This window comes from Paenibacillus sp. E194, assembly GCF_000935845.1.
Taxonomy (GTDB): Bacteria; Bacillota; Bacilli; order Paenibacillales; family Paenibacillaceae; genus Paenibacillus_B; species Paenibacillus_B alvei_B.
In genome coordinates, this window is sequence record NZ_JMDX01000076.1 from 1 (window position 1) to 24101 (window position 24101).

General features: G+C 48.4%; 20 protein-coding genes and 3 pseudogenes. 6 read left to right on the forward strand and 17 right to left on the reverse strand.

Annotated features, from left to right (window positions below; translation table 11 throughout):
* The 6 genes and pseudogenes from AZ66_RS12755 to AZ66_RS12780 form a co-directional block, all read right to left on the reverse strand.
* Positions 1-520: pseudogene (locus tag AZ66_RS12755) on the reverse strand (transglutaminase domain-containing protein); the annotation flags it as partial.
* A complete protein-coding gene (locus tag AZ66_RS12760) occupies positions 483-1994 on the reverse strand; it encodes a DUF58 domain-containing protein (protein WP_044355214.1) in 1512 nt (503 codons plus the stop codon). The gene AZ66_RS12760 and the pseudogene AZ66_RS12755, both read right to left, overlap by 38 nt.
* Positions 1991-3184, reverse strand: a complete 1194-nt coding sequence (locus tag AZ66_RS12765; protein WP_052648498.1) for an AAA family ATPase — start codon at positions 3182-3184, stop codon at positions 1991-1993. Before AZ66_RS12765 ends, AZ66_RS12760 begins: the two co-directional genes overlap by 4 nt.
* A gap of 248 nt (positions 3185-3432) precedes the next feature.
* Positions 3433-4908 carry a polysaccharide deacetylase gene (locus tag AZ66_RS12770; protein WP_044355215.1) on the reverse strand — a complete coding sequence of 492 codons (1476 nt, stop codon included), beginning with the start codon at positions 4906-4908 and terminating at the stop codon, positions 3433-3435.
* Between the two features lie 253 nt (positions 4909-5161).
* On the reverse strand, positions 5162-6487 hold the full coding sequence (locus tag AZ66_RS12775; protein ID WP_044355216.1) for an FtsW/RodA/SpoVE family cell cycle protein: 1326 nt from the start codon (positions 6485-6487) through the stop codon (positions 5162-5164).
* A 2-nt stretch (positions 6488-6489) separates the two neighbouring features.
* Positions 6490-6822: a PadR family transcriptional regulator gene (locus tag AZ66_RS12780; RefSeq protein WP_044355217.1), complete on the reverse strand. Its 333-nt coding sequence runs from the start codon at positions 6820-6822 to the stop codon at positions 6490-6492.
* 237 nt (positions 6823-7059) lie between these two features.
* Here AZ66_RS12780 and AZ66_RS12785 point away from each other — a divergent pair, with 237 nt between their 5' ends.
* The 3 genes from AZ66_RS12785 to AZ66_RS12795 all read left to right on the forward strand — a co-directional run bounded on the left by AZ66_RS12785 (position 7060) and on the right by AZ66_RS12795 (position 9784).
* Positions 7060-7836 carry an ABC transporter permease gene (locus AZ66_RS12785; RefSeq protein WP_021252233.1) on the forward strand — a complete coding sequence of 259 codons (777 nt, stop codon included), beginning with the start codon at positions 7060-7062 and terminating at the stop codon, positions 7834-7836.
* Entirely contained in the window at positions 7833-8624 is a 792-nt protein-coding gene (locus AZ66_RS12790) for an ABC transporter permease (RefSeq protein WP_044355218.1), read from the forward strand. Before AZ66_RS12785 ends, AZ66_RS12790 begins: the two co-directional genes overlap by 4 nt.
* Before the next feature lie 182 nt (positions 8625-8806).
* Positions 8807-9784, forward strand: coding sequence for an ABC transporter ATP-binding protein (locus AZ66_RS12795; protein WP_044355219.1), 978 nt, complete (start codon positions 8807-8809; stop codon positions 9782-9784).
* Here AZ66_RS12795 and AZ66_RS32600 read toward each other — a convergent pair.
* Positions 9782-9964: pseudogene (locus tag AZ66_RS32600) on the reverse strand (IS4 family transposase); the annotation flags it as partial. The gene AZ66_RS12795 and the pseudogene AZ66_RS32600 overlap by 3 nt on opposite strands.
* 690 nt (positions 9965-10654) lie before the next feature.
* Between AZ66_RS32600 and AZ66_RS12800 the strand changes: the two are divergent.
* The gene (locus AZ66_RS12800; RefSeq protein WP_044355220.1) at positions 10655-11014 is read left to right on the forward strand and encodes a hypothetical protein; all 360 of its coding nucleotides are present in this window, start codon (positions 10655-10657) and stop codon (positions 11012-11014) included.
* 429 nt (positions 11015-11443) lie between these two features.
* Here AZ66_RS12800 and bcp read toward each other — a convergent pair.
* The 4 genes and pseudogenes from bcp to AZ66_RS12820 all read right to left on the reverse strand — a co-directional run bounded on the left by bcp (position 11444) and on the right by AZ66_RS12820 (position 14785).
* Positions 11444-11924 (reverse strand): annotated as a pseudogene (gene bcp / locus AZ66_RS12805) (thioredoxin-dependent thiol peroxidase).
* Between the two features lie 170 nt (positions 11925-12094).
* Positions 12095-12880, reverse strand: a complete 786-nt coding sequence (locus AZ66_RS12810; protein ID WP_021252237.1) for an ABC transporter permease — start codon at positions 12878-12880, stop codon at positions 12095-12097.
* 5 nt (positions 12881-12885) lie between these two features.
* Positions 12886-13680, reverse strand: a complete 795-nt coding sequence (locus AZ66_RS12815) for an ABC transporter permease (protein WP_044355221.1) — start codon at positions 13678-13680, stop codon at positions 12886-12888.
* Complete coding sequence (locus AZ66_RS12820; protein WP_044355228.1) at positions 13673-14785, reverse strand: ABC transporter ATP-binding protein; 1113 nt, start codon at positions 14783-14785, stop codon at positions 13673-13675. The genes AZ66_RS12815 and AZ66_RS12820 overlap by 8 nt, the downstream gene beginning before the upstream one ends.
* A 181-nt stretch (positions 14786-14966) precedes the next feature.
* Between AZ66_RS12820 and AZ66_RS12825 the strand changes: the two genes are divergently transcribed.
* Together AZ66_RS12825 and AZ66_RS12830 are read left to right on the forward strand one after the other, a co-directional pair.
* Positions 14967-16001: an LCP family protein gene (locus tag AZ66_RS12825; RefSeq protein WP_082061562.1), complete on the forward strand. Its 1035-nt coding sequence runs from the start codon at positions 14967-14969 to the stop codon at positions 15999-16001.
* A 15-nt stretch (positions 16002-16016) separates the two neighbouring features.
* On the forward strand, positions 16017-17333 hold the full coding sequence (locus AZ66_RS12830) for a glutamate-1-semialdehyde 2,1-aminomutase (RefSeq protein WP_044355222.1): 1317 nt from the start codon (positions 16017-16019) through the stop codon (positions 17331-17333).
* Between the two features lie 107 nt (positions 17334-17440).
* Here the strand turns inward: AZ66_RS12830 and AZ66_RS12835 are convergent, their stop codons facing one another.
* The 6 genes from AZ66_RS12835 to AZ66_RS12860 all read right to left on the reverse strand — a co-directional run bounded on the left by AZ66_RS12835 (position 17441) and on the right by AZ66_RS12860 (position 24024).
* Positions 17441-18253, reverse strand: a complete 813-nt coding sequence (locus tag AZ66_RS12835) for a J domain-containing protein (protein WP_231586851.1) — start codon at positions 18251-18253, stop codon at positions 17441-17443.
* A 61-nt stretch (positions 18254-18314) separates the two neighbouring features.
* Complete coding sequence (locus AZ66_RS12840; RefSeq protein WP_021259940.1) at positions 18315-18998, reverse strand: helix-turn-helix transcriptional regulator; 684 nt, start codon at positions 18996-18998, stop codon at positions 18315-18317.
* 283 nt (positions 18999-19281) lie between these two features.
* A complete protein-coding gene (locus tag AZ66_RS12845; protein ID WP_044355224.1) occupies positions 19282-20733 on the reverse strand; it encodes a PTS transporter subunit EIIC in 1452 nt (483 codons plus the stop codon).
* A gap of 208 nt (positions 20734-20941) precedes the next feature.
* Positions 20942-21799 (reverse strand): PRD domain-containing protein, encoded by an 858-nt coding sequence (locus AZ66_RS12850; RefSeq protein WP_021259942.1) that lies wholly within the window; start codon positions 21797-21799, stop codon positions 20942-20944.
* Positions 21800-22050: 251 nt separating this feature from the next.
* Entirely contained in the window at positions 22051-23784 is a 1734-nt protein-coding gene (gene ptsP, locus AZ66_RS12855) for a phosphoenolpyruvate--protein phosphotransferase (protein WP_044355225.1), read from the reverse strand.
* 42 nt (positions 23785-23826) lie between these two features.
* Entirely contained in the window at positions 23827-24024 is a 198-nt protein-coding gene (locus AZ66_RS12860) for an HPr family phosphocarrier protein (protein WP_231586852.1), read from the reverse strand.
* Positions 24025-24101: the final 77 nt, after the last annotated feature.

Consider the following 24101-nt stretch of genomic DNA (forward strand, 5'->3'; position numbering starts at 1 on the left):
GAATCGATGACGCCAGCATCGCCCAACCGATGAGAAGCAGCAGTGTCCGCAATTCACCACTTGTATTCATCCAATGGCCATCCAACCAGCCATTAATATCTGTGCGCAGTGCGGTACCGATTCTTCCTAAGCCTGCTAAGAAAGAACGGACAAACCCTTCACCCATTAGCCAGGTGTCTGACGCATGGGGAAGTACTCGAACGGAGCCGAACATCCAAGCGGTCGTTCCAATCGCCACCATCCCATACAGAACCACAGACAGTGCAGTATGGTGAACAATTAAGCCAAGAAGCAAATATATCGCCACCGCAACGAGAAATGGGCGAACATCGCTCAAGTCAATATTGCGTCCCACCTCTTGCAGGGGATAGAACCACTCCGCGAACAAGGCGAAAAGCAGTACAGTAAATCCAGCAGCCTTCCAACGCATCAACCAGGTAAGCTTGCTGCTTGGAGCCGCAGATGTATGCAGCGGTTGCGATTTACCCTTGTGCTGTCGTCCAACTGTCGGTAGATACACGATACTCACCTCGGTTCTCACTATCGTTCATTCGGTCACTGCTTCTCACTCCGACTCGCTCACTTGCTGCCGCCGAGACACTCGCATTCGCTGTGTTCTGGCTGCCCACAATTCTAGTCGCTGATGGCTCGAATCGTTGGATCTCGTCAGCATTCAGCCATTGATCCACTTGGTGAAGCCCTGTAAAATGCTGTGCAGCCCCCCACTTCTGGTAGTGTCTGTCCCAACTTACAACGGCAAGCCTTCTAGAGACTGCTGCATTTACATGCACCATCGAAGGAGTTCCCTCTTCATAGTTCCAACGGTGTTCTACACGCTTGCCCAGCTGCTCGGCAGCGAGTGCGATAATAGCATTCCGAGCACCATGCACACTAGCTCCATCACTGATCCAGAATAAGCGAACGGTATGTCCCGCTTCCATCTTCTGTCTTACAAGGGCTGCTGCCGCAGAAACCGTTGCTTCCATCTGTTGCAAGAGCTTCGTTTTCTTTTGCAAGTCACCCATACTTGCCTTCGCGCTCGATTTCTGATTCGCAGTCGTTTTGGTATTTGTACTTTTGTTTGTGTTTTTATTTATGTTCGTATTTGTTTTTGAGTTCATGTTCGTCGTATGCTGAGTCAGCTCATTCCGCCACCCTGTATCATCCACTGCAATATCCCATTGTTCGAGTTGTCCCGCTTCAGGAACACGAACTGCAAGCAATCGGCGCTTCGCATACATTCTCCAGTCAATAGATCTCCATTGATCTCCGGCACGGTACGTTCGAAGCTCAGCACTTTGCATCCCACTCGTCACTGCTGTGCACGGCTCGCCCCCTTCTCCATATAAGGATGGGGAGAACAGCGCTGACTCTTGTTGCCGCTCAGCCGTTCCATAAATGCTTGTGTTCTCAGGGCTTCCCAAGCTTTCCGTTCCTTCCACTGCATATTGCTCGTTAGCAAGCCGATTCCCTGTACCGATATCAGGCGCCATAATACATACAGGCGCATTCTCTTCGCTCGGACGGATGATTACATTGTGCTTGAACCAACCGAATACATCCCCATACTGAAGCTCAATGCGGGTAAGCTCATATACACCTCGCGGAGCCCCTGCAAAGGATGAGGTAAAAGTAAGAGATTGGCGGCGGCGAGGAAATAGAAGTCGTCGACACATCCACGCCCCTCCTTCCCCTCCTGTACGAGTCCAGAACTCTGTCACTCGCAGCCACAATACGGGAAACGGACGCTTCATTGTCATGGTGACGAGAAATACCATGTTCCTGTTCTCATTGCGCTGCGGAATAATCGGTTGGTGTACAGTCTGCACCGAACGTAGCCTGCTTCCTATCCAATAAGAACGGGCGCTGCTAAGCAACATGACACCCAATATGGCTGCCAGGAAGCAGACTGCAGCACTTTCCCGTTGAAACCCGATCCACGCCAGCGCCAAGCAGCCGATAGCTGTGAATAGATGTCTTAGCGCTTGCTTCATTGATAATCTCCTCCGAACCATATGCGCTTCCCTGCTTGGCGTGAGTTCGTCTGCTCTTCTTGAACAGATGGGAACTGCACATCCCTTGCATGTGTACGATAAGTGGAAGCTTGTCTAGTCCTTCCAGCCAGACTCGTAGAGGCTGACGAACCACCTCCGCTCGTCCCCTTCTTGCCTGCAGAACCTGATGGGAATCCGGGTACAGCTGTGTGACCCAGCACCTCCAACACAATTTCCTCAGCCACAATGCCTGCTCGTACGGCATGGTTGTGGAGCTGCAGCCGATGCGCCAGTACATAGACTGCAACAGCCTTCACATCGTCCGGCACGGCATAAGTTCGTCCCTCTACCCAAGCATGTGCCTGTGCTGCGCGCATCAACGCAAGCGTTCCCCGGGGACTGACCCCGAGCGCTACCGATTCATGAGTACGAGTCGCCAGCGCCAGATCCGCCATATAGCGGCACAGTGCTTCATCTACATGCACCATATGCACGCGCCGCACGAGTAAGCGCCATTCCTCTGGAGTCCATAATGGCTTAACACGCAACAATGGATGCTCTTCTCGCTGGCGGAGCAGCATATCTGCCTCATGTTCAGCATGCGGATATCCAATAGATAATCGCATCATGAAACGATCTGCTTCCGCCTCCGGCATCCGATACGTACCTTCGAAATACTGCGGATTCTGAGTACCGATCAGCATAAATGGATCCGGAAGTGGACGCGTCATGCCGTCCACGGTCACCATCCGCTCCTCCATCGCTTCAAGCAGAGCTGACTGCGTCCTAGCAGGGGCTCGATTCAACTCATCAGCGAGCACTACATTCGCCTGGAGTGCTCCTTCGCTGTAGCGCAGCTCACCGCTGCTTGGCTCCCAAACCATACTGCCCGTAATATCAGCAGGCATCATATCTGGCGTCATCTGAATGCGACGGAAGGCCCCCCCTGTCACTCGCGCCATGGCACGTGCCAGTACCGTCTTCCCAACCCCAGGCACATCCTCAAGTAGAATATGTCCCCCGCTTATCATCGCAAGCCCCGCCATCGTAATCACTTCTCTCTTGCCCACAATGACCTGCTCCATACGTTCCAGATAAGCAATCCAGCCCCGCTGCGCGAACTCGGCCAGCCACACATCTGTATCCCGCTGGGGACGCTGTCCACCACTAACACTCCATTCATTCGTCATGCGATTCCCTCCCTATCAACTCTGAACGGTGTATATCATTTTTAACTTTCTTTTCTGTGCAATTCATAGACAACAACATGACAAAAAAAGCCCGGAACGATTCCCGCGTGCCTCTGCACGTCCTGTAATCGTCCCGGGCCGTTCTATATACCAGTGTCGCCCAAGCTATTTGTTTTCAAACCTATCAATTTTGCATCCTCTTATCCATAGCAGGTACATTTTCATCATACATCTACTCTTTATTCCAACTACTCTTGCTTCTCTATTGGTTTAAGCGGGGACAGCATATAACTAGTCATCTTTACACCGAATGCATCCAACACTTGCCGTAATGGCACCCATGTTACATACTTCTCGGTCACAATACGAAGAGGCTGCACCTTCACCTCACCGTCCTCTCCTGATTGACCAATCAACTCCATCTTGCCCGCTCGTACATCAATGCCAACCAAACTATTGTTCCACTCCATATCTACCCGTTCCAATTCTGTATTCCATTTCACGGTACCGTTCAATCGCTCCACCAGCATACGAAGCGGAACATAGGTAAGATCCTGATAACTCATGAACTGATCCGGCGCAAATTCAAGCTCGCCTTGATCCGTCACAATCGTCAGCTGTCTGTCCAGCTTCACTGGTTCAGTAGGCTTCTGATTCGTTTTCGGATCCGTCGTGCCGCCTTCGGTAGTGTTTGGCTTCTGATCTGGCTTTTGACCCGGCTTCTGTGCCTTATCATTGCTTACTGTTTGAATCGGCTTCACGTTGGCCTCTATCCATGCTTTACTTACGGAGGTTCTCGACCAGCGCTGCTTGGCAGCCAGCTTGAACTGCACAGGCTTTACATAAGAAGAGAGCACATCAAAGGAATACCCCTTCGTTTTGTAGTAGCGAATAATTTCCGGCAGTGCCTTCACCGTCTCGCCATGTCCCACCCCATCGTGCATGAGCACGACGGTTGAAGGAAGCAGAGCACCGTCTTTGACGCCTTGAACAATCTCCTTCGCAGGAACACCGCGCCGCTTCGAATCGTTGCTGTCTACATGCCAGTCATAGACGAGATAGCCTGCTTGATTCATCAAATCGAAATACTGCTTGTCGAAGTTCAAAAATGTACCACCTGGAGCTCGAACGAGTTCTGGCTCATAACCTACGATCTTCTTAACAGCCTCGCCTGTACGCTTTATTTGGCTCCAAAATTTGCGAAAATCACTATATAGATCTGAATAATCATGATTATAACTATGATTGCCTAATGCATGGCCTTCCTGTACAATGCGCTCCACTAGCTTGGGGTTCCGTTCTGCTTGCTGACCTAATACGAAGAACGTCCCCTTCACTTTCTCCTGCTGCAAAATATCGAGTACTTCTTTCGTATGTATACTTGGTCCGTCGTCGAATGTCAGATATACGACTTTGTCCGGCTTATTGGCAGGGACTTCAGACTTGCTCTTACTGCTTACTAGAACTGGCACAGCCGCAGGCTCCACACCAACCTGCTGCCCAGCAATCTGTGGAGAAGCAGCCGCAGACAACACAGAAGTCTGATCTCCGACTCCCACCAGTGTATTTGAAATAGATTCATGCCTATCCACCTCATGCCCTGACGAAGCATAAGCAATATGCTTCGTTGGCGGCTGTCCGTCTACGAACGTCAACGTTCCAATCAGAACAAGCAAGGCGCACAGCGCCGTAATCATTACCGATTTCAACTTGCCTTTCATCATTATTATCGTCTCCTTCTTCCCTTTCGTAGTGCCGTCACCGTGAACTTATCCTTGTTTCTATTACCCTATTGCTAGATTATATGGCGGAAATAAAAAAAGATGACACGTATTCGGTGCCACCTTCATTTCATTGCGGCTACTCTTTGATCATACGATTTCACCAGTCCAATAACAACATTTTCCTATTTAAAAAAGTGACCTCGATTGGATGTCACCTTTTCCTCATTGCTGCTACTATGAGCATATGTGTAGATCACTGATTCAGAACCGGTACCATGTCTTTTTTCCAATGTGCGCTTGAGTACAGGCCAAGAAGCATCATCCATAGCAGAATTTCACTCCCGCCCGAACCTAGCATTGGGAGCCCTGCTCCGTTGATAGGGACAATGCCAATAATCCCTCCTATGTACAACAAACTGTGCACAGCCATCATGCTGCTAATCAGATTACCAAGACCTTTGGCGTAAGGATCGCGAAATAGCCGAGCTTGCCTGAACATGGTTGTGATTATAATAGTGAGAGCTATCAGCATAATTAGACCGCCTACCCAACCGAACATATGAATGATCGCGATGCTTAAATTATCGCTAGCGACATAAGGTAGGGATGCAAGCTCCCCTATACCATGCCCGAACCAGCCTGCTTCACGAAGAATTTGCTGCGTGATGTTCTGGAGATATGAAATATCTGCGGAACCGTTCAGCGTATGGAGCCAATTTTCAATTCTTATATTCACTAGAAGGCGCAACCTCTCTATGAATCCGTAACATAGTCCTCCTGTAATTACAATTCCGCAAGCAGCCCACTTAACATATCCCCACTTCCACCCTGCTAACTTGCCCACGACTAGCACCCCGCATAGATAGGTACATAACTGCAATAACCGGCCATCTGCAAGATAGATAATAATAGGCAGAGATAATAAGACGAGAAATAGTGTCGGACGATGCATCTTGACGAATTTAACACCCGTCATCGAATACAGCGCGATCAGAACCAAAAAAGGACTAATATATAACATATTAATCGAGATAGTCCCAATTGACAGAAAGGATTGTCCGTTTATACTCAAAGATAAAAAAATTGTAAGTATGCTAAGCAGCAAAGTTAAGCTATATAGCCACACTGCTCCTTTTTGTAATTTCTGATAACCTACCCAAAATGCAAACAGAAAAGCTACTCCCCCCGGTACTAGACGCCATGCATAACCTTCGGCAGATAAGCGATAAAGATCTTGAGGGTTCCCAGCTTGCACGGCGAACAAGCCAACTACACAAATAGCAATCCACACCAATACGGAAATCCATAGCTTCCAAGGCGCATTAGGACGATGTACCTGATTGAACTGCGCTGCCACAACGGAAGGATCCCCCATGTTGCGCACCGCCTGCTTCTCAGACGCTGCTTCATCCATACCATGATCCATCCCTGATTCGGTCTCATTCAGTAAATGATCCAACAGTTCAGATCGAATCTCACTGTGCATCTGCTTTGCCTTCACGTGAACCAAGACCTCTCCCACGAATTGTTCAAGGATAGAGCTGTGCTTCGTGTCTCTTCCTTCCTCATTCCGCGTCATCCCTATACCTCCCCCAGCACCTGATCGAGCGAACGTCGGAACAGACGCCATTCATCCGTCTTCTCTTGCAGAAGTTTGCGTCCTTGATCCGTAATCCGGTAGTATTTGCGGGCTCGACCGCTCGCCTCATTCCAGTAGGCTTCCACTTCGCCTTTACTTTCGAGTGCATGAAGAATCGGATACAGCGTTCCTTCCTTCAATGCGAACAATCCCGAAGATGCGGCCTCCAAACGCTTTGTCAATTCATAGCCGTACATTTCTTCCTTTTCTAACATGGACAAAATAAGCAAAGCCGTACTGCCCTTCAACAGTTCCTTGCTAACCTTAGGCCGCATAAATCGATCATCCCTCCCACATCTGTATAATACCTAGATATACTATATATCGTAAATCTATGTATTGGCAAGTATAGGAATATAAGAATAGATCTTAGCCGTTCTACACTGCATCCAAAATAATACTTGCCATTTCAACAACGTATCTGGTACTATATTCCTCGCTCTCTTTTTTTCATTTCACCTAGCATCACTAGTATGGCACGCCGCAATACGAGAAGATGACGGAGGTGGAGAATGCTCTTTTTTACTTTGGCTCGCAAAAAGTATCTCAGCAATTTGCAGTACCGCAGTGCCCATATGGTGCACAACATCGCCAGCTTCATGTTCGGATTTATCTACATTTCGATCTGGACAGGGATTGGCGAAGGAAGGCCGCTTGGCGAGTACGGCTTGAACGGCATCGTAAGCTACGTCGCCTTCAACCAAGCTAGCTTGTGGGTTGCTGCCTTTCTAACGAATGGACTTGGCATCCAACAGTCCGTCCGGACCGGACAGATCGCCCTTGATCTTGTTCGTCCCGTTCATTTGTTCTATCAGTTGATGAGCAAGGAATGGGGGCAAATCGCCTACCAGTTCGTGTACAAGTTTTTACCAATCTACATCTTATATTTCTTCGTAATGCCGCTTCACGTCCCCTCTACCATTATCACTTACGTGTGGACCGCTGTAGCTTTGACGCTGGCCGCGTACATTTCAATATGCCTGAACTATCTGATCGGAGCCGCTGCGCTCTGGACAACAGAATCAGTCTGGCTGTACTGGGTCAATTATGCGTTCAGCATGCTGCTGTCGGGCTTTCTCATTCCAATCGAATGGCTGCCATCTTGGCTTGCCGACATTAGCCGTGCCTCATTCTATCCGTTCTTGCATTATGTCCCTACCCGAATCTATCTCGGCATGGAATCCCCGTCCGCGCTGTTAGGTTCGCTGATGTGGTGCATCGTATTCACTGCTGCATGTCTCGCCGTTACCGGGATTATGCGACGCAAGGTGGAGGTGCAGGGCGGATGAAGTGGATCCATATGTATGTGCTGCTCGTTCGCGCAAGTATTCGCAGCCGCATGCAGTACAAGTTTAATTTCTGGTTCTCTACGCTAATGGCGGCCGTTATCAGTGTCTTCGAATTCCTTATGCTTGCAGTCATTTTGCTGAAGTTCGGCCATATTCAAGGCTGGAGCTTGGTGGAGGCTGGATATTTGTATGCCATCTTATCCTTGTCTAAGGCAATATACCGAATGATTGCTTCGGACGTGCACCACTTGGAGAACTATCTGGTTAACGGAGCTCTTGATAGTCTGCTCCTGCGTCCTGTCCCTGTACTGCTGGCACTGATGTCACAGAATTTCTCCATTAGGCTCGGAGAGTTCATCCAAGGAACGGCGATATTGACCATCTGCATGAGTACTATGATGCGCAGTGGACAGATTGGATGGACTGCCATACCGCTCACGATATTTGTCATCTTATCAGGGGCTGTATTGCTGTTTGCCATTGGATTGCTAACCGCATCGGCAGGCTTCTGGGTAACCCGTATCGAGGAATTACAGAACATTACGGAGGATGCTGCTCGTACGGCAGCGCAATACCCAATGACCATATATCCGAAATGGATGCAGGGAGTGCTGCTCAGCATCATACCTGTCGGGTTCGCGAACTATATTCCTTCGCTGTACATCTTGCGACATCAATCCGGCATATGGCTAATCGGGCTGTCCACCGCGATTACGGCCGTCGTGTTCCTGATTGCCCTGCGCGTGTGGAAGATTGGGATTTCCCGCTACCAGAGCACAGGAAGCTAAGCTGACGTCCATATTGAGCTCAATGCAGAGCCCGATATGGAACTCGATATGTAGTTCGCTATGAAGTTCGATCAGCAGCTTGAAATGAAACTAGGTATAGAGCCGACTGCAATAACAGCAACAATCAACCTGAAAAAGCATCAGACAACACACGTAACGAACGGAATTAAAGGGGGATACTCGTGATTACCGTAACCGATTTACATAAACGTTTCGCCCGGCCCGCCCCGAAGGAAGGTGCCTTCAAGGGCATACGCTCCCTGATCTCTCGCGACAAGATTGTGAAGGAAGCTGTTCAGGGCATCAGCTTCACGATCAAAAGTGGTGAATTTGTCGGATATATCGGGCCGAATGGCGCAGGCAAATCTACGACAATTAAGATGCTGTCTGGCATTCTGCATCCAACATCCGGCGATGTACGGATATTCGGACTAAGCCCTTATAAGGCGCGTCGTCAAGTAACCCGCCGGCTTGGCGTCCTATTCGGACAGCGCACTCAGCTATGGTGGGATCTGCCGACGCGAGATTCCTATGATATTCTGTCCGCGATGTATGGGCTCGATCCTGCAGAGAAGCAGAAGCGCATCAAACAGCTGACCGAACTGCTTGAGATGGACGAATTTATGAATACACCTGTACGTCAGCTCTCACTCGGGCAGCGAATGCGCGCCGATATTGCGGCCGCGCTGCTGCATGATCCAGACATTCTGTTCCTCGATGAGCCAACGATTGGCCTTGACGTCATCGCCAAGCGGAATATTCGCCAGTTCCTGAAGACGATTAATCAGGAGCTCGGCAAGACGATTCTGCTGACAACGCATGACATGGACGATATCGAGCAGTTGTGCAATCGTGTCATCGTCATTAATCATGGCAAGCTCGGCTTCGACGGCACAATCGACGACCTTCGCAAGCGCATCGGCTTGCCGACTGTCATCTCGGTTACCTATCGAAGCAGCTGCCAGATCTCTGACCAATCTAAGAATGTACCCAGCCCGCTTCGCTTCCGTGAGTTGAACGGCCGGACCTTGACCGTGGAATGCAATCGCGAGGAATTGAGTGCCATGGATGCACTCCGTATCCTGGGGCAATTCGGTGAAGTGGAAGACGTTCACATGGAAGAACCGGATTTCGAGGATGTTATCCACCGTGTGTACTAGGCATATGGCTTCATCAGAAATCACAAAGAACAGCCCGACTAAGAAACGACTATCTTGTTCACAGCGTCGTTCCCATTCCTTGACTAAATATCGTGCGAATACAATCGTGGTATGGCTGATGAGCATGTCAAAGGATCTACCTTGAAATTCTGTACCTAGCTTCAAGTAAGATATCGCTATTATTTAAAGGTGCAAGTTTTTATAAGAAAGCTCGAAAAAAACTTGCACCTGATCAAATTTCGAACCCCCGCTTCCTCATAGTTTTCTTTGAGTATCTCATGATTTCCCGCGTTTATGTATTATTCAGCCATCCCTAGTTAGTAAGGGTTTACCTCGCTTTTATAGCTGCGAAAGTTGAGTTATTAGAAATAGTTATATAAAAATTTTTATACTAGATTTTCGATGGTGATTTTTAGTCGCTCATCCGAATACGCATAAAAAAATCCCCTACGCCTACAGTATTGAATTCAAAATAGCTTGAATTCTTTATTGCTGTCTACGATTAGGGGAGCATAGTAGATAACATTCACTTTGTATTTTAGGTTTTAAGTCTATTAAATTACAGAGACACAATAGAGAAAACAACAAAAGATGAATAGGTTGCTTGCCTGACTTTATGTTGGAAATATATTGATTCAAATTTGTTCATTTATAGTTCATAGGTAGAATATTTAATAATAAACTCTTCAAAATCCTGCAATCATAGAAATGCATGCTGACTTCTGTAATTTACCCACACTGCTGACTGATCTTCTGAAACGACGCACAGCATCCTCAAGTAAATCGTTTTCAAAAGGGGTTTAGTTTAAACTGGACATAATATACAATTTATGTTAAATTAACCTATAGTTGATGGGCTATATTTCCACCTTGGAGTATAAGACATCAATTATATACAAAACATTCAAAATCAAAAAATATACCGTCGCTGCTGTGACTGCAGTAATCTCAGGAATTGTAGGTGCAAGTACAATGGGAGCTGGGGCTGCTGCAACAATTAGTTCTGCCACTGGGTTAATTGCTTATATCGTGGACGATCAAATCGAGGATATTTGGTATACTGATTTTGTATATTATAAAACTTTGCTTCCACCAGACCCGAAAATGTTTAGAATGAAAGTAGCTGAAAAAACAGTTCATTATTTTTATTCTGACTCCAATAGAGATAATCATATGAAAGGAAGCCCTATTACTTCTGAATTTTGGTTGGATGGGTATAAGAAAAATTAATTAATGATTTATCAAATTATGTTAAGCATTTTCCTGGTATCTATTGGTTTTACTAGTTACCATTTAATAAGTGGAAAAGATTTAATGTCAATTGATTGGTATGAAATGTTGTATCTGATCATGTTTTCAGTTGTTCCACAAATTATAGGAAGGATTTTAAGAAAATTTAAGAAAAAACAATGAAGATAACCCCAATAGGCTATTGGTGAACTGTGACCCGAGAGATGGACACTTAAGAGTGCCCCTCTCGGGTTATTTACGTTGCTTATAATGAACCCCAAGTATGAAAAACAAAGCAAGAAAAATAAATAAAACTGAAACCATGGAGAAGAGCTCCATGGTTTTGGAGGCGTCTTTGCCTTACTTGCGGGACTTATTCATTTGTGATCCCCTGATGGGGACAGCCCTTCCTATATAGATGAAGCGACGTTATGCGAGCTCGCGCACTGCTTCCAGCACTTCATTTGTATGTCCCTTCACCTTGACGCTCCGCCATTCCCTTGATGAGCTTGCCTTCTTCATCAATTAGGAAGGTCGAGCGGACAATGCCGTAGTATTCGCGGCCGTACAACTTCTTAAGCTGCCATACCCCGAACAGATCCGCTACTTCATGCTCCGTATCAGACAGCAGCGTAAAGGGCAGGCTGTGCTTCTCAATAAATTTGGTATGCGACTTGATCGGATCTGGGCTAATGCCAAGCACGACAGCTCCATATTTCTCGAAATCTCCATGGTAATCACGGAAATCACATGATTCCTGTGTACAGCCTGGCGTCATATCCTTCGGATAGAAATAAATCACGACTTTCTTGCCCCGATAGTCGCTCAGCTTCACGTCCTGTCCGGTAGATGCCGGCAGCGTAAAGTCAGGGATCACTTGTCCAAGTTCAACTTGCGTGGATTGTGTCATTGTATGAGGCTCCTTCCCGGCAGCCAAGACTGCCGTTCTATTGCTTTAAGCTTATCATCCCCCACTCTTTTTTTCAAAAACGACGAGTCTTAGATTCTAATTCTCTCCCCATTGTATAAAAAATTACCTCCCAAACTCATTGCTGAATTGGAAGGCGATAACCTATTCGATTAAGATCCTGCCCCGCGGTATCGCTTAACACCGATGTTCCACAGCGTTAACCCAAGAGCGAAGAAGATAACTCCCACAACCGGAGTCAGGAGCGCCATCTGCTGCAATCCTTTGCCCTCCATGAAGTAAGAGGCAGGTATGATGCCTACAAATGCGAACGGCAGAATCCATGTGAGCAGCACTTGAATGAACCGATTGTAGATCGTTAGCGGATAACGACCGTAGCTCTGAATGTTCCACACGAGCGGCAGAATGCCTGTCGGCGCATCCGAATAGAATGAAATCGATGTTAGTGCAGAATAAATGCCGAAGTACAGCATCACCGATCCGATCAGCATTACGAACAGCATGAGCAGCTCCATGATGCCAAAGTCGAGACCAAGCCTATTCCAGCATATGCCCATCATGATTGCACCAACGATAGATCCGATAATGGAGGGGGGATCTACATTTTCAAGGAGAATCTGAAATAGATTATGCGCTGGACGCGTCAATATCCGATCCATTTCCCCCTTTACGATATATCGCTCACTGAACCCCCACAAATTGAAGAAGCAGCTAAATATACCATATGGAATCATGAAATAGCCATAGACGAACACCATCTCATCACGAGTCCAGCCAGCCAATGTTGGCGTATGCATGAAGACGATGAAGATGAAGATTAAATTCGTGACCTGAAATAGCAGATCCGATGCGATCTCTATCCAGAAGTCTGCACGATAGGTAAGCCGTGTTTTAATATAGTTTTTCAAATACTCACTAACAAGTCCGAAGTAATACATTGTGATCAACCTCCCTGCACGAACAAGCGTCTGCGCGCGGAACGCCACAGCAGCACAATTGGAATAACGAGCACTACCGCCCACAGCAATTGGATACCGAGCGCCGCCCACACTTGATCGCCTGCCACTCTGCCTGTAAATACAGAGCTCGGCAAATACGTGATCGCTTGGAATGGCAGCCATTCATTCAACGTGAGCAGCCAGCCTGGGAAGAAGCTGATCGGTACAATAACACCGGAGAACAAATCGACGACAACCCGCTTCATACGAATCATGCCCTCATTATTTTCGATGAAAAAGGCCGTCAATCCCGTCAGCATATTCAACTGCGAATTGATCAGGAAGCTCATAAACAGCATGACGCCGAATACCGCCCACTGCTTCGGATCCTGCGGAAGCTTCACTGGGAAAAGAATGCATGCGATGACCATACCCGGCCCCATGAAGAGCAGCAATCGGAACAAGCCTTCGCCGAACGCCTGCATCAGCTTGACGAATAGGTAATTGTAAGGCCGAATAAATTGGATCGCTACGCTGCCATCTCGAATCTCCATGGCAATATCACGATCCATGTTGTTGAAGTAAAAGGCGCGCGCCATCCAAGATACCGCGATATAGGTCGTCATCTGGTCAGCCGTAAAGCCTGCAAGTGTTCCTTGTCCGCCGTAAATCGCTTGCCAGGTGAAATAATACACGCCAATGTTGAGCGTATAGATGAGAATGCCGGAATAGTAATTAACTCGGTAAGCCAGCATCAACAGGAAGCGAATGCGGATAAATTCAAGATATGCGCTAGCCATGAGTCACCGCTTCCTTCTCCTTGTCGTTCTCTTCCTTGCGCTCAGCGTCGTCTGTCTTCGGCTCCTTCGATTGGATGGACAAGAGAGGGCTAAGCCCTTCTGGCTTCTCTGCCGTGCCCGCCTTGTAAATCTCACGAACGATATCATCGGTATTCGTCTCAATAATGCTCAAATCCGATATCGACGCACCGCCAACCACTCGTCCTATGACATCCGATACATTCGTGGCAAATGGCACAAGAACCCCCGCTTCATAGGGAGATTCAACTGTCCATTCCACATCAAGGCCGGACGTAAGCGCCTCAACATCACCCGCTCGCATAGGCTTCGCAAATTGGAAACGAACCTCTCGTCCCTTACCCCACGTCGACTTGAGCGTGTCCAATCCGCCGTCATAAATAATGCTTCCATCATCGAGCATAATGACACGCGTACATAGAGCTTCGATATCCTGCAAATCATGAGTTGTCAGCAAAATCGTTGTTCCATGCTCTGCATTCAGCTGCTTCAGGAACTCGCGAATCTCCGTCTTCACGACAATGTCGAGTCCAATCGTTGGTTCATCCAGAAATAGCACAGAAGGACGGTGCAGCAGGGATGCCACCAATTCACAGCGCATGCGCTGTCCGAGACTCAGCTTCCGTACTGGGCGGTTCAGCAGCTCCTGCAAGGCAAGACGCTCAACCAGTTCATCCAGCCGCTGCTTGAAGTCATGTTCAGAAACGCGATACACTTTGCGCAGCAACCGGAAGGATTCAATTACGCCGATATCCCACCACAGCTGGCTCCGCTGCCCGAAGACGACGCCAATGCCCTGCACGAACTTCTCTCTTTCCTTATGCGGGATAAATCCGTTCACACGAATATCACCGGAGGTTGGCACAAGAATGCCAGTCAGCATCTTGATTGTCGTCGACTTGCCTGCACCATTCTCCCCAATATATCCGCATATTTCCCCTTGTGGGATCGTGAAGGAGATATCCTTCACTGCCATTACTTCGTTATATTCCCGCTTGAATAAATCAAGGAGCGCTCCCTTCAGTCCATCACGATTTTTCTGTACTTGGAACGTTTTGCGCAAATCCCGCACGTCAATAGCGTTCATATATATTTCTGTCACCCTTTCCCTGGTCACCGACCCGTTACGCGGGTACAAGTCATTCAATTGATTCGATTCTGTAAAAATTCTATAATTGATTAGACAAGATGCGGAGCATTTGCCCATAACCTTTACTATAGCACGTAGGTCGACTTGAAAGAATGCTGAATGCACCGGATTCGACATCATGACTCTCGCCGCTTTGCCGCCGGATGCGGAAAGGACGATCCATATGTTGAAAAAGTATTGGAAGCATGCCCTTATTTCTGTTTGTGTATTCCTTCTGGCTAGTGCCGGTTATTATATGTGGTCCATGTACAGCAGCTTGGACAGTCTGCAGAAGCCACCCGAAACCTCTCGCTTCACCCCCGTCGTACATCGCGTGCCCGAGAAGGTCAACATAGAGCCTCCCAAATGGCAGGGAGAAGAGAGGGTCAACATTTTACTGCTAGGCGGAGACTCTCGCGGACTGGAGGCTAACGAAGTCCCGCGGTCAGATTCTATTCTGCTCGCCTCCTTCGATCCGAAGACGAAGCGAGCCAACTTGTTCTCCCTCTTGCGGGATACATACGTTGATATCCCTGGCTTCGGCAAGGATCGTCTCAATGCGGCGCTCGCCTATGGCGGACCGGAGCTGGCTATGAAGACAGCAAGCGACTTGACAGGACTGGACATTCAATATTATGTGTATACAGACTTCGTCGGATTTATCAAGTTGATTGACGCGCTAGGCGGCGTGGAATTTGAAGTTGAGAAGGATATGAAATATACGAGCAAGGCAGATAAGCATCAATACGATATTGATTTGAAAAAAGGAAAGCAGCTGCTAAATGGCGAAACGGCGCTTATGTACGCCCGCTTCCGCTATGATGCGATGTCCGATTATGCTCGCACCCAGCGGCAGCGCGATCTGCTCGGGGCATTAGCCAACAAGCTCAAATCAACCTGGAACCTGCTGCAGCTCCCCTCTCTTATCAGGGAAGTGTCGCCCTATGTCGAGACAAACTTATCAGCCGATGACATCGTGAAGCTGGCCGCGCTTGGCTACGACAGCTCGATTGGGCAGAGTCATCAGCTCCCGCCGATGGACAATGTCACCGATGCACGAGTGAACAACGCTGCCGTGCTCCGGGTTATTGACGACGATAAGCTGAAGCAATACATTCAAAAAGCTTTGGAAGTGAATATCACGCAATCCGTATCTGAAACTAATTCACAATAAAGGGGATTCATCTACATGACTACGAACCGCAACCGTTCTGCACAACTGTACGAAGAAGCGCTTCAACATATTGTCGGTGGGGTCAACAGCCCTTCCCGCTCATTCAAAGCGGTCGGCGGCGGCGCCCCCGTCTTCATGGAACGCGCACAAGGCGCTTACTTCTGGGACGTAGACGGCAACCGCTATGTTGACTACTTGGCTGCTTATGGCCCTATCATTACAGGTCATGCCCACCCCCATGTTACGAAGGCAATCGTTCGCGCTGCGCAGAACGGTACCTTGTACGGAACGCCGACCGAGCTGGAAATCAAGCTGGCTCGCATGCTGAAAGAAGCTGTTCCGTCTATGGATAAAGTACGCTTCGTCAACTCGGGTACCGAAGCTGTTATGACGACAATTCGCGTAGCCCGCGCTTATACGAAGCGCACGAAAATTATCAAATTCGCCGGCTGCTACCATGGGCATTCGGATCTCGTGCTCGTTGCAGCTGGTTCTGGCCCTTCTACGCTTGGTATTCCAGACAGCGCAGGGATTCCATCCAGCATTGCTAACGAAGTAATCACCGTTCCATTCAACGATCTGGACAGCTTGAAGGAAGCACTGGAGCATTGGGGAGACGATGTGGCAGCCGTTATGGTTGAGCCAATCGTCGGCAACTTCGGCATGGTTATGCCTGCAGAAGGCTTCCTTGAAGGCTTCTGCAAGCTCGCTCGCGAATACGGGGCGCTCGTTATTTATGATGAGGTCATCAGCGCATTCCGATTCCATTATGGTTCGGCGCAAACTTACCGCGCTTTCCCTGACTTTGCAGCAATTGAGCCAGACTTGACAGCGATGGGCAAAATCATTGGCGGCGGCCTGCCGATCGGCGCCTATGGCGGACGTAAGCACATCATGGAACAAGTTGCTCCGCTCGGCCCTGCATACCAAGCAGGCACAATGGCAGGAAACCCTGCTTCGATCTCGGCCGGCATTGCATGCTTGGAGGTTCTGCAAGCAGAAGGCGTATACGAGCAAATGGAGGAGCTGGCAATCCGCTTGACGAACGGCATTCAAGAAGGTGCTGACCGTTATGGCGTGCCGCTTACGATCAACCGCATTCGCGGCTCCTTCTCAACGCACTTCTGCGATCATCCAGTCACGAATTATGCAGAAGCACAAGAGACGGATACCGAAGCGTTCGGCGCATTCTTCCGTCATATGCTCGATCAAGGCATCTGCCTTGCGCCTTCGAAGTACGAAGCATGGTTCCTGACTACCGAGCATACCGCGGAAGACATCGAGCGTACGATTGAAGCTGCGCATGAAGCGTTCCGCCGCATGAGAGGCTAGTTGTACGAAGAGACGAGTAGCTGACCCTGTTTTTAAAAAAGAAACGTTATGTACAGTACAGCGCCCCGTCCTATGTGATAAACATAGGACGGGGCGCTTATTATTTATCATCTTGCAGTAGGGCTTTCACGACAAATCCGGCTCGCTTGATACGCATCGTATGCTTCCTTTACCCATGTAAACAAATACGCGCTTCCGCCGTGATCGGGGTGCAGCACCCGCAGCAGCTTGCGGGACTGCTTCCTCACTTGCTTCGCATCCGCTTCTTCAAGGACACCAATTAACGTATGAAAGGTCAAATCCTTACCGGCAGAGGGTGCGTTCACCGATGAACGCGAACTATCCCCATAGGTTCGGTTGTATGTATTTCTCTCGTGAGACGCCTCTTCCTCCCATGCGGCCAGCTCCCGCTGCCATGTTGAAAGCACATGTTCCAGCTCATTTTCATCTGTTGGCAGATTGCCCTGCCAGAAGTCATACTCCATTTGCCTCATTTGCTGTTCAAGCTGATCCATTACATCATTCCGAGCAATTAGTACAGCCTTCACACGCTCCGCTTTGCGAAAGATCTGAAGAATTTGCCGGGTCGCCCATTCCGGTATCTCGGTAGCAAAGGCTTGCAGCACCTTCGACATTTCCAGATCGCGAACATGAAAGTCCTGAAGGAACTCCATTAGCCATTCCTGTTGGCTTTCGCTCAGGCTGGAGCCGATTTGAACGGCAAGCTGAAGCTTGATGCCGCCGTTCTTCAGCTTAGCAGACCAAGACTCTGTCAACTGTTCTATTGCATTCACGATGGAAATCAAATAAGGATCAGTAACTTCAATAGCTTCATTACTTTCATTATTTTCATTACATTCGATCCCGACTGATGTCTCAGCCCTGACATCCTTTTGATCAACCTTCCGCTTCATCATCATTCTCCTTTTCCCAGCAAGCTCCAACCACGCTAAATCGATTCATGCTCAGATGCCTGTATCCCTACACTTCTGGTTCAGACAACTCACACAGTTCCCCTGGATCTGGCTCAGCGATACGAAACATACATTTCGTGCCGCCTTCCACAATACTTTCTGTCCGGTCAACATCCGCTTGGAGCACCGCGGCAAACATCGACTGCTCGCATCTGCAAGGAGAACCGAACTGAACCGCAACTTGGGAGATCGGGCAGTTGGCCTCTTCCAGCCAATAGCTGCCATCCTCACATCTGCCCCATCTAACCATGTAGCCTTCCTTGTCCTGTAGTGCTGCTAATGAACAGATGCGCTCCTCTAAGCTTGCTTGATTCAATAACGGAGCATATCGCTTCTCCAACTTCTGCCTGCGATAATGGAATAGCTGCTCCACCGTATCTTCACCGGATCGCTCCTGCAATTGCTCAAGAATATCGATGATCAGCGCATCATATGCACTGACGAACAGCATGCTTGCCTTGTCAGCCAAACTATACTCATAGGTGGGTCTTCCTAGCTGCTGACGAATCAGATGAGCGTGTACATACCCGCCCTTCTGCAGCGCATATAAATGCCTGCGAACGGCTATAGCCGTCAGTTGAAGATGTCCCGCGATAGCTGGCACCCCGACTGTTCCTTGTTGCTTCAAAAACAATAAAATATTCCGCCGTGCTGGATGACTAATCATATTGGCTTGCTGCGTGATCGTCATCGTCCAGCCTCCCTAACTCGTAGGCGCTGCTGGTCTATCATTTTCCTTTGTCCCAATTCCACCATCTCCTTATCCTTCGGTCTGGAACAGCGGTTTGAGTTCCTATGGATGCACGTATAGTATAGAAAATATCTTGCCTTGGATCAACTTTGTTTCCACAAACAATTATACACCCTGCTTTGATGCCCTCTTTTTTCGATATACGAAAAAAGCCAGCGGAATGAATCCGCTGGCTTTCTGCCTTGCCATCTTGCCTATGTGACAGTGTCTGTTTAAACACTACTTACAGCTTTTTAATTTCTTCTTTCAAGAGCTCGGACTGCGTTCCGAATACAACTTGAACGTTACCCTTACCAAGCTTCATGACGCCTGCTGCACCGAGGGACTTCAGACCAGCTTCATCCACTACGGTATCATCCTTCAGCGTCAAGCGAAGGCGCGTGATGCAGGCTTCATTGACAATGATGTTGTCTTTGCCGCCAATCATCCCCAGCACTTTCACAGCCTTCTCTTGCAGTGTTGCATTGCCGCCGCCAGCTTCAGCCTTGGCGCCTTCGCCTTCAACGTCATCTTCACGTCCAGGCGTCTTCAGGTTCAATACCTTGATGAGAACGCGGAACAAGACGTAGTAGACAACGAAGTACACAAGACCTACAGGGATAAGCATCAGTGGCTTAGTCGCAAGCGGGAAGTTCAATACATAGTCGATAAATCCTGCCGAGAAGCCGAATCCAAGGCGTACGCCGAGCGTTGCCATGACGAAGCCGGAAATACCAGCCAAGATTGCGTGAACGACGAACAATACAGGCGCTACGAACATGAACGCGAATTCAATCGGTTCTGTAATACCTGTCAAGAAGGATGCAATCGCGGTTCCGACGAAGAGCGATGCAACCGCCTTGCGCTTCTCTGGCTTCGCTGTATGAATAATAGCGAGCGCAGCACCCGGAAGCGCGAACATCATGATCGGGAAGTAACCTGTCATAAATCCGCCAGCTGTCATGTCGCCATGGAAGAATCGAGCGATATCGCCGCGCCATACTTCGCCAGCTGCATCCGTGAATGTTCCAAGCTGGAACCAAGGAATTGCATTCAATACATGGTGCAAACCGAACGGAATGAGAAGTCGGTTCGCTGTCAGGTACACCCCGGAACCAACCGCACCAAGCGATACGATCCAGTTGCCGAAGGAATCAAGCGCTGTTTGGACTGGACCCCAGACGATACCGAATGGAATCGCAATCAAGATCATCGTAGCTGAAGTTACAATCGGCACGAAGCGTTTGCCACCGAAGAAGCCGAGCCAATCTGGAACCTTGATATTGTGATATTTGTTGTACATGAAGGCTGCAATGGAACCAGCCAAGATACCGCCGATAACCCCCATGTCCAGCTTCATATCTGCTGGTATGAATGTAAAGGCTGCCGGAATCTTCGTCAGCACTTTCAGCAATATCATATGTGCAATAACTGCTGCCAGTACAGCTACCGCATCAGCGGCAAAGCCAATCGCGACCCCAATTGCGAACAATAAAGCTAAGTTATCAAAAATAGCAGATCCGCCTGCGTCAAGGAATGGGGCGATGTATTGGTTCAAGAACCCGCCGACCGTATCCCCCAAGTGAAAATCTTTCACATAGTCAATTTGACCGAAGCGAAGCAGAATCGCCGCCGCCGGCAAAGTTGCAACCGGAAGCATCAATGCACGACCAATTTTTTGCAAAAAGGCTAGCATATGTCGTTCCTCCTTGTGGTGAATAAGTAAAGTATGGATAAAAGGTCAAAAATTTATGCTCTGACCTGTCATCTCCTCCGCCAAAATGTAAGCGCATTAGAGAATATAAAAAAGGCATGAGCTTGCGACGGAACGACATCCAAAAAAATTAGATGTTATCCCCCAGCAAGCTCATGCCTAGTCGAACTAGTAACACGCTTGTCCAGCGTTATTCTGAGTCTTTATGAAATAGACGATATAAATGCATTGCGATGTATGCCGTTTCATCTTCGGGTATTTCGATCTCCAGCTTCTTCGACATCAAGTCCGCACATTTCTGTGCGACACTAAATTCGTAAGGCGCCATTTCCTTCAAGTTGTCCCGGAATGGATTCTTCGTGGCATCACCCTGGCGAATTCGTTCCATCGCAAAGCGCAAATGCGTAATTAATCGTAAGTAATCAATGCTATCCTTCGGAATGACCCTGCCCCGCTCGCGTTCGATGAGGGCGACCAGATCCTTCAGAAGATGATTGTATTGAACAAAGTTCCCCACAGGGACATGGGCAACGGCAGATTGAATATGGATTGTCAAAAATCCAATCTCATCCTCCGGCACCACGACGTCGAACGTCTTGCCGATAAGCTCAGCGGCTTGGGTAGCAAGTTCGAACTCCTTAGGGTTCAATGTGCGAATCTCCCATAGAAACGGATTCTCTATCGCTATATTGTTGCGAAGACGATAAAGGGCATATTCAATATGACTTGGCAATGCGAGATGAATATGCTCGTTCAAATCCGGCGTCAACTGCTCCGATACGATCGAAATGATCTTCTCCGAAATGACAATGACTTCGGGATCAATTTGCCCGAGCAGCATCTGATACTGCGATAAATGCTGTTTGTCCTCGATCACAAAGGTCTTCTCGATTCGTGTATCACTAGTTTCCAAAGAACCTCCAGGTTTTGCCCCAAAGCCGAGCCCTTTCCCCATGAGAATGGTTTCTTTGTTAGCCAACACATCGTTTGCCAATACGACATTGTTGCTTAATGCCCGTACGATTTCAAAGCGACGTTGTTCTGACAAAGCAAGGCTCCTTTCCCCTGAGCGTACACATGGAAGATTACGTTTTTGGAAACGTTTTCGATTCGTGCGTCAACTACATCACTTATTCTAGGTTAATCCACAATCAATGTCAACGAATAAATCTAATTTTGTCGAATATGTAGGAATATTGCAGAATATTATTTATTTGTAATTTTATTGACACATATGGAAACGATAAGGCAGCCGGGTGAGGAGGTTCTCCTCCCCGACTGCAACACATTCGTTACATGTTAGATGGACATTTCTTGAACTGCCGATACACGGTCAACGACCAGAACTTGAATCTCTTCAGCTGTCTCCAGCATCAGCGCTTCTTCCGCTAGCTTGCGCATCTCTTCACGATCCAAGCGGCTCAGCAGTACACGTACTGGAAGTACAGAGCTTGCACTCATGCTGAATTCATCAAGGCCAAGACCGAGCAAGATCGGAACAGCCTTCAGGTTGCCGGCCATTTCACCGCACATGCCAGCCCACTTGCCTTCTTTGTGCGCAGCATCGATAACCATCTTGATCAAGCGCAGCACTGCTGGGTTGAATGGCTGAGTCAAGTGGGATACTTGCTCGTTCATCCGGTCAGCAGCCATCGTGTATTGTACCAAATCATTCGTACCGATGGAGAAGAAGTCAACTTCCTTCGCCAATTGATCCGCAATAATCGCAGCAGCAGGAACCTCGATCATCATGCCGACTTCCATCTCTTTATTGTACGCAATGCCTTCTGCATCCAGCTCTGCTTGCGTCTCTGCCAGAATCGCATTTGCCTCGCGAAGCTCGCTCAGCGTAGAGATCATTGGGTACATCAGCTTGATGTTGCCTTTGGCGCTTGCACGAAGGATCGCACGAAGCTGTGTCTTGAATAGATCTTTACGATCCAAGCATAAGCGAATCGCACGGTATCCCAGGAATGGGTTCATTTCCTTCGGAAGCGGCAAGTAAGGCAGCTCCTTGTCCCCGCCGATATCCAATGTACGGATCACGACTGGCTTCTCCGTTCCAAGTGTTTCACATACGGCAACATAAGAGTTGTATTGTTCCTCTTCAGATGGGAAGTTGTCACGCCCCATGTACAGGAATTCCGTACGGTACAAGCCTACACCCTCAGCACCGTTGTTGCGTGCGCCAAGCGCATCTTGCGGGTTGCCGATGTTTGACACGAGTTCAACCTCATGGCCATCAGCAGTGATCGAAGGTTTGTCTTTGTACAGCTTCATCTCTTCCTGACGCTTCTCGAACTTCACCTTCTTCTCTTGGTAAGTTGCAATCGTATCCGAATCTGGATTGATCAGGATAATGCCGCTTGAACCATCGAGAATGACCATGTCGCCGTTCTTCACTGTAGATGTAGCGTCCTGCAAGCCAACAACCGCAGGGATCTCCATCGAGCGTGCCATAATAGCCGAGTGGGAAGTTCGACCGCCAATGTTCGTCGCAAAGCCTGCTACCTTGCTGCGATCCAGCTGGGCTGTATCGGAAGGAGTCAAGTCATGTGCGAAGAGCACAACTGCCTCTTCGAAGTCATTCAGAGAAGCAGATTTCTTGCCGGACAATAGACCGAGTACACGCTTGCTCACATCGCGGAAGTCCGCTGCACGCTCACGCATATATTCACTGTCCATGCTGCTGAAGATGTCGACCAGCTGCTGAGTCACTTCCGAAAGAGCGAACTCTGCATTTACCTTCTCACTGCGAACCTTCTCAATCGCTTGCCCAACAAACTCTTCATCTTGCAATACAAGGATATGTGTAGCGAAGATTTCAGCTTGATGCTCGCCTAATTTTTTCGCTGTATCTTCTTTAATCTGCTCCAGTTCGTTCATAGCCTGCTGTACAGCTGTCTGCAAGCGAGTTGCTTCTGCCTGTACATCATCGACCTGCTTACGCTCAACCTCAGATGTATCATGCTCCAGGATGAATGCTTGGCCGATGGCATAACCGGATGCAGCTGGAATACCTTGAAGTAGCATCGGTTCCTCCACTCCTTTTTCCACGTTAATGATTACGTTCTATTAGTCCAATACGGATTCGATTACTGCGCCTACTGCTTCAACTGCTTCAGCAGCCTTATCACCTTCAGCAGATACTGTTACTGTGTCGCCAGCCTTCATACCGAGCGTCAATACGCCAGTGATGCTTTTTGCGCTTACTTTACGGCCGTTGAATTCGATTGTAATTTGCTCTCCTGCGAATTCAGCAGCTTTCTTCATGATTGCGCCCGCTGGACGAGCGTGGATACCTTGTGGGTTTTTTAATAGTAAATTGTTTTTCCATTGTTATGCCCTCT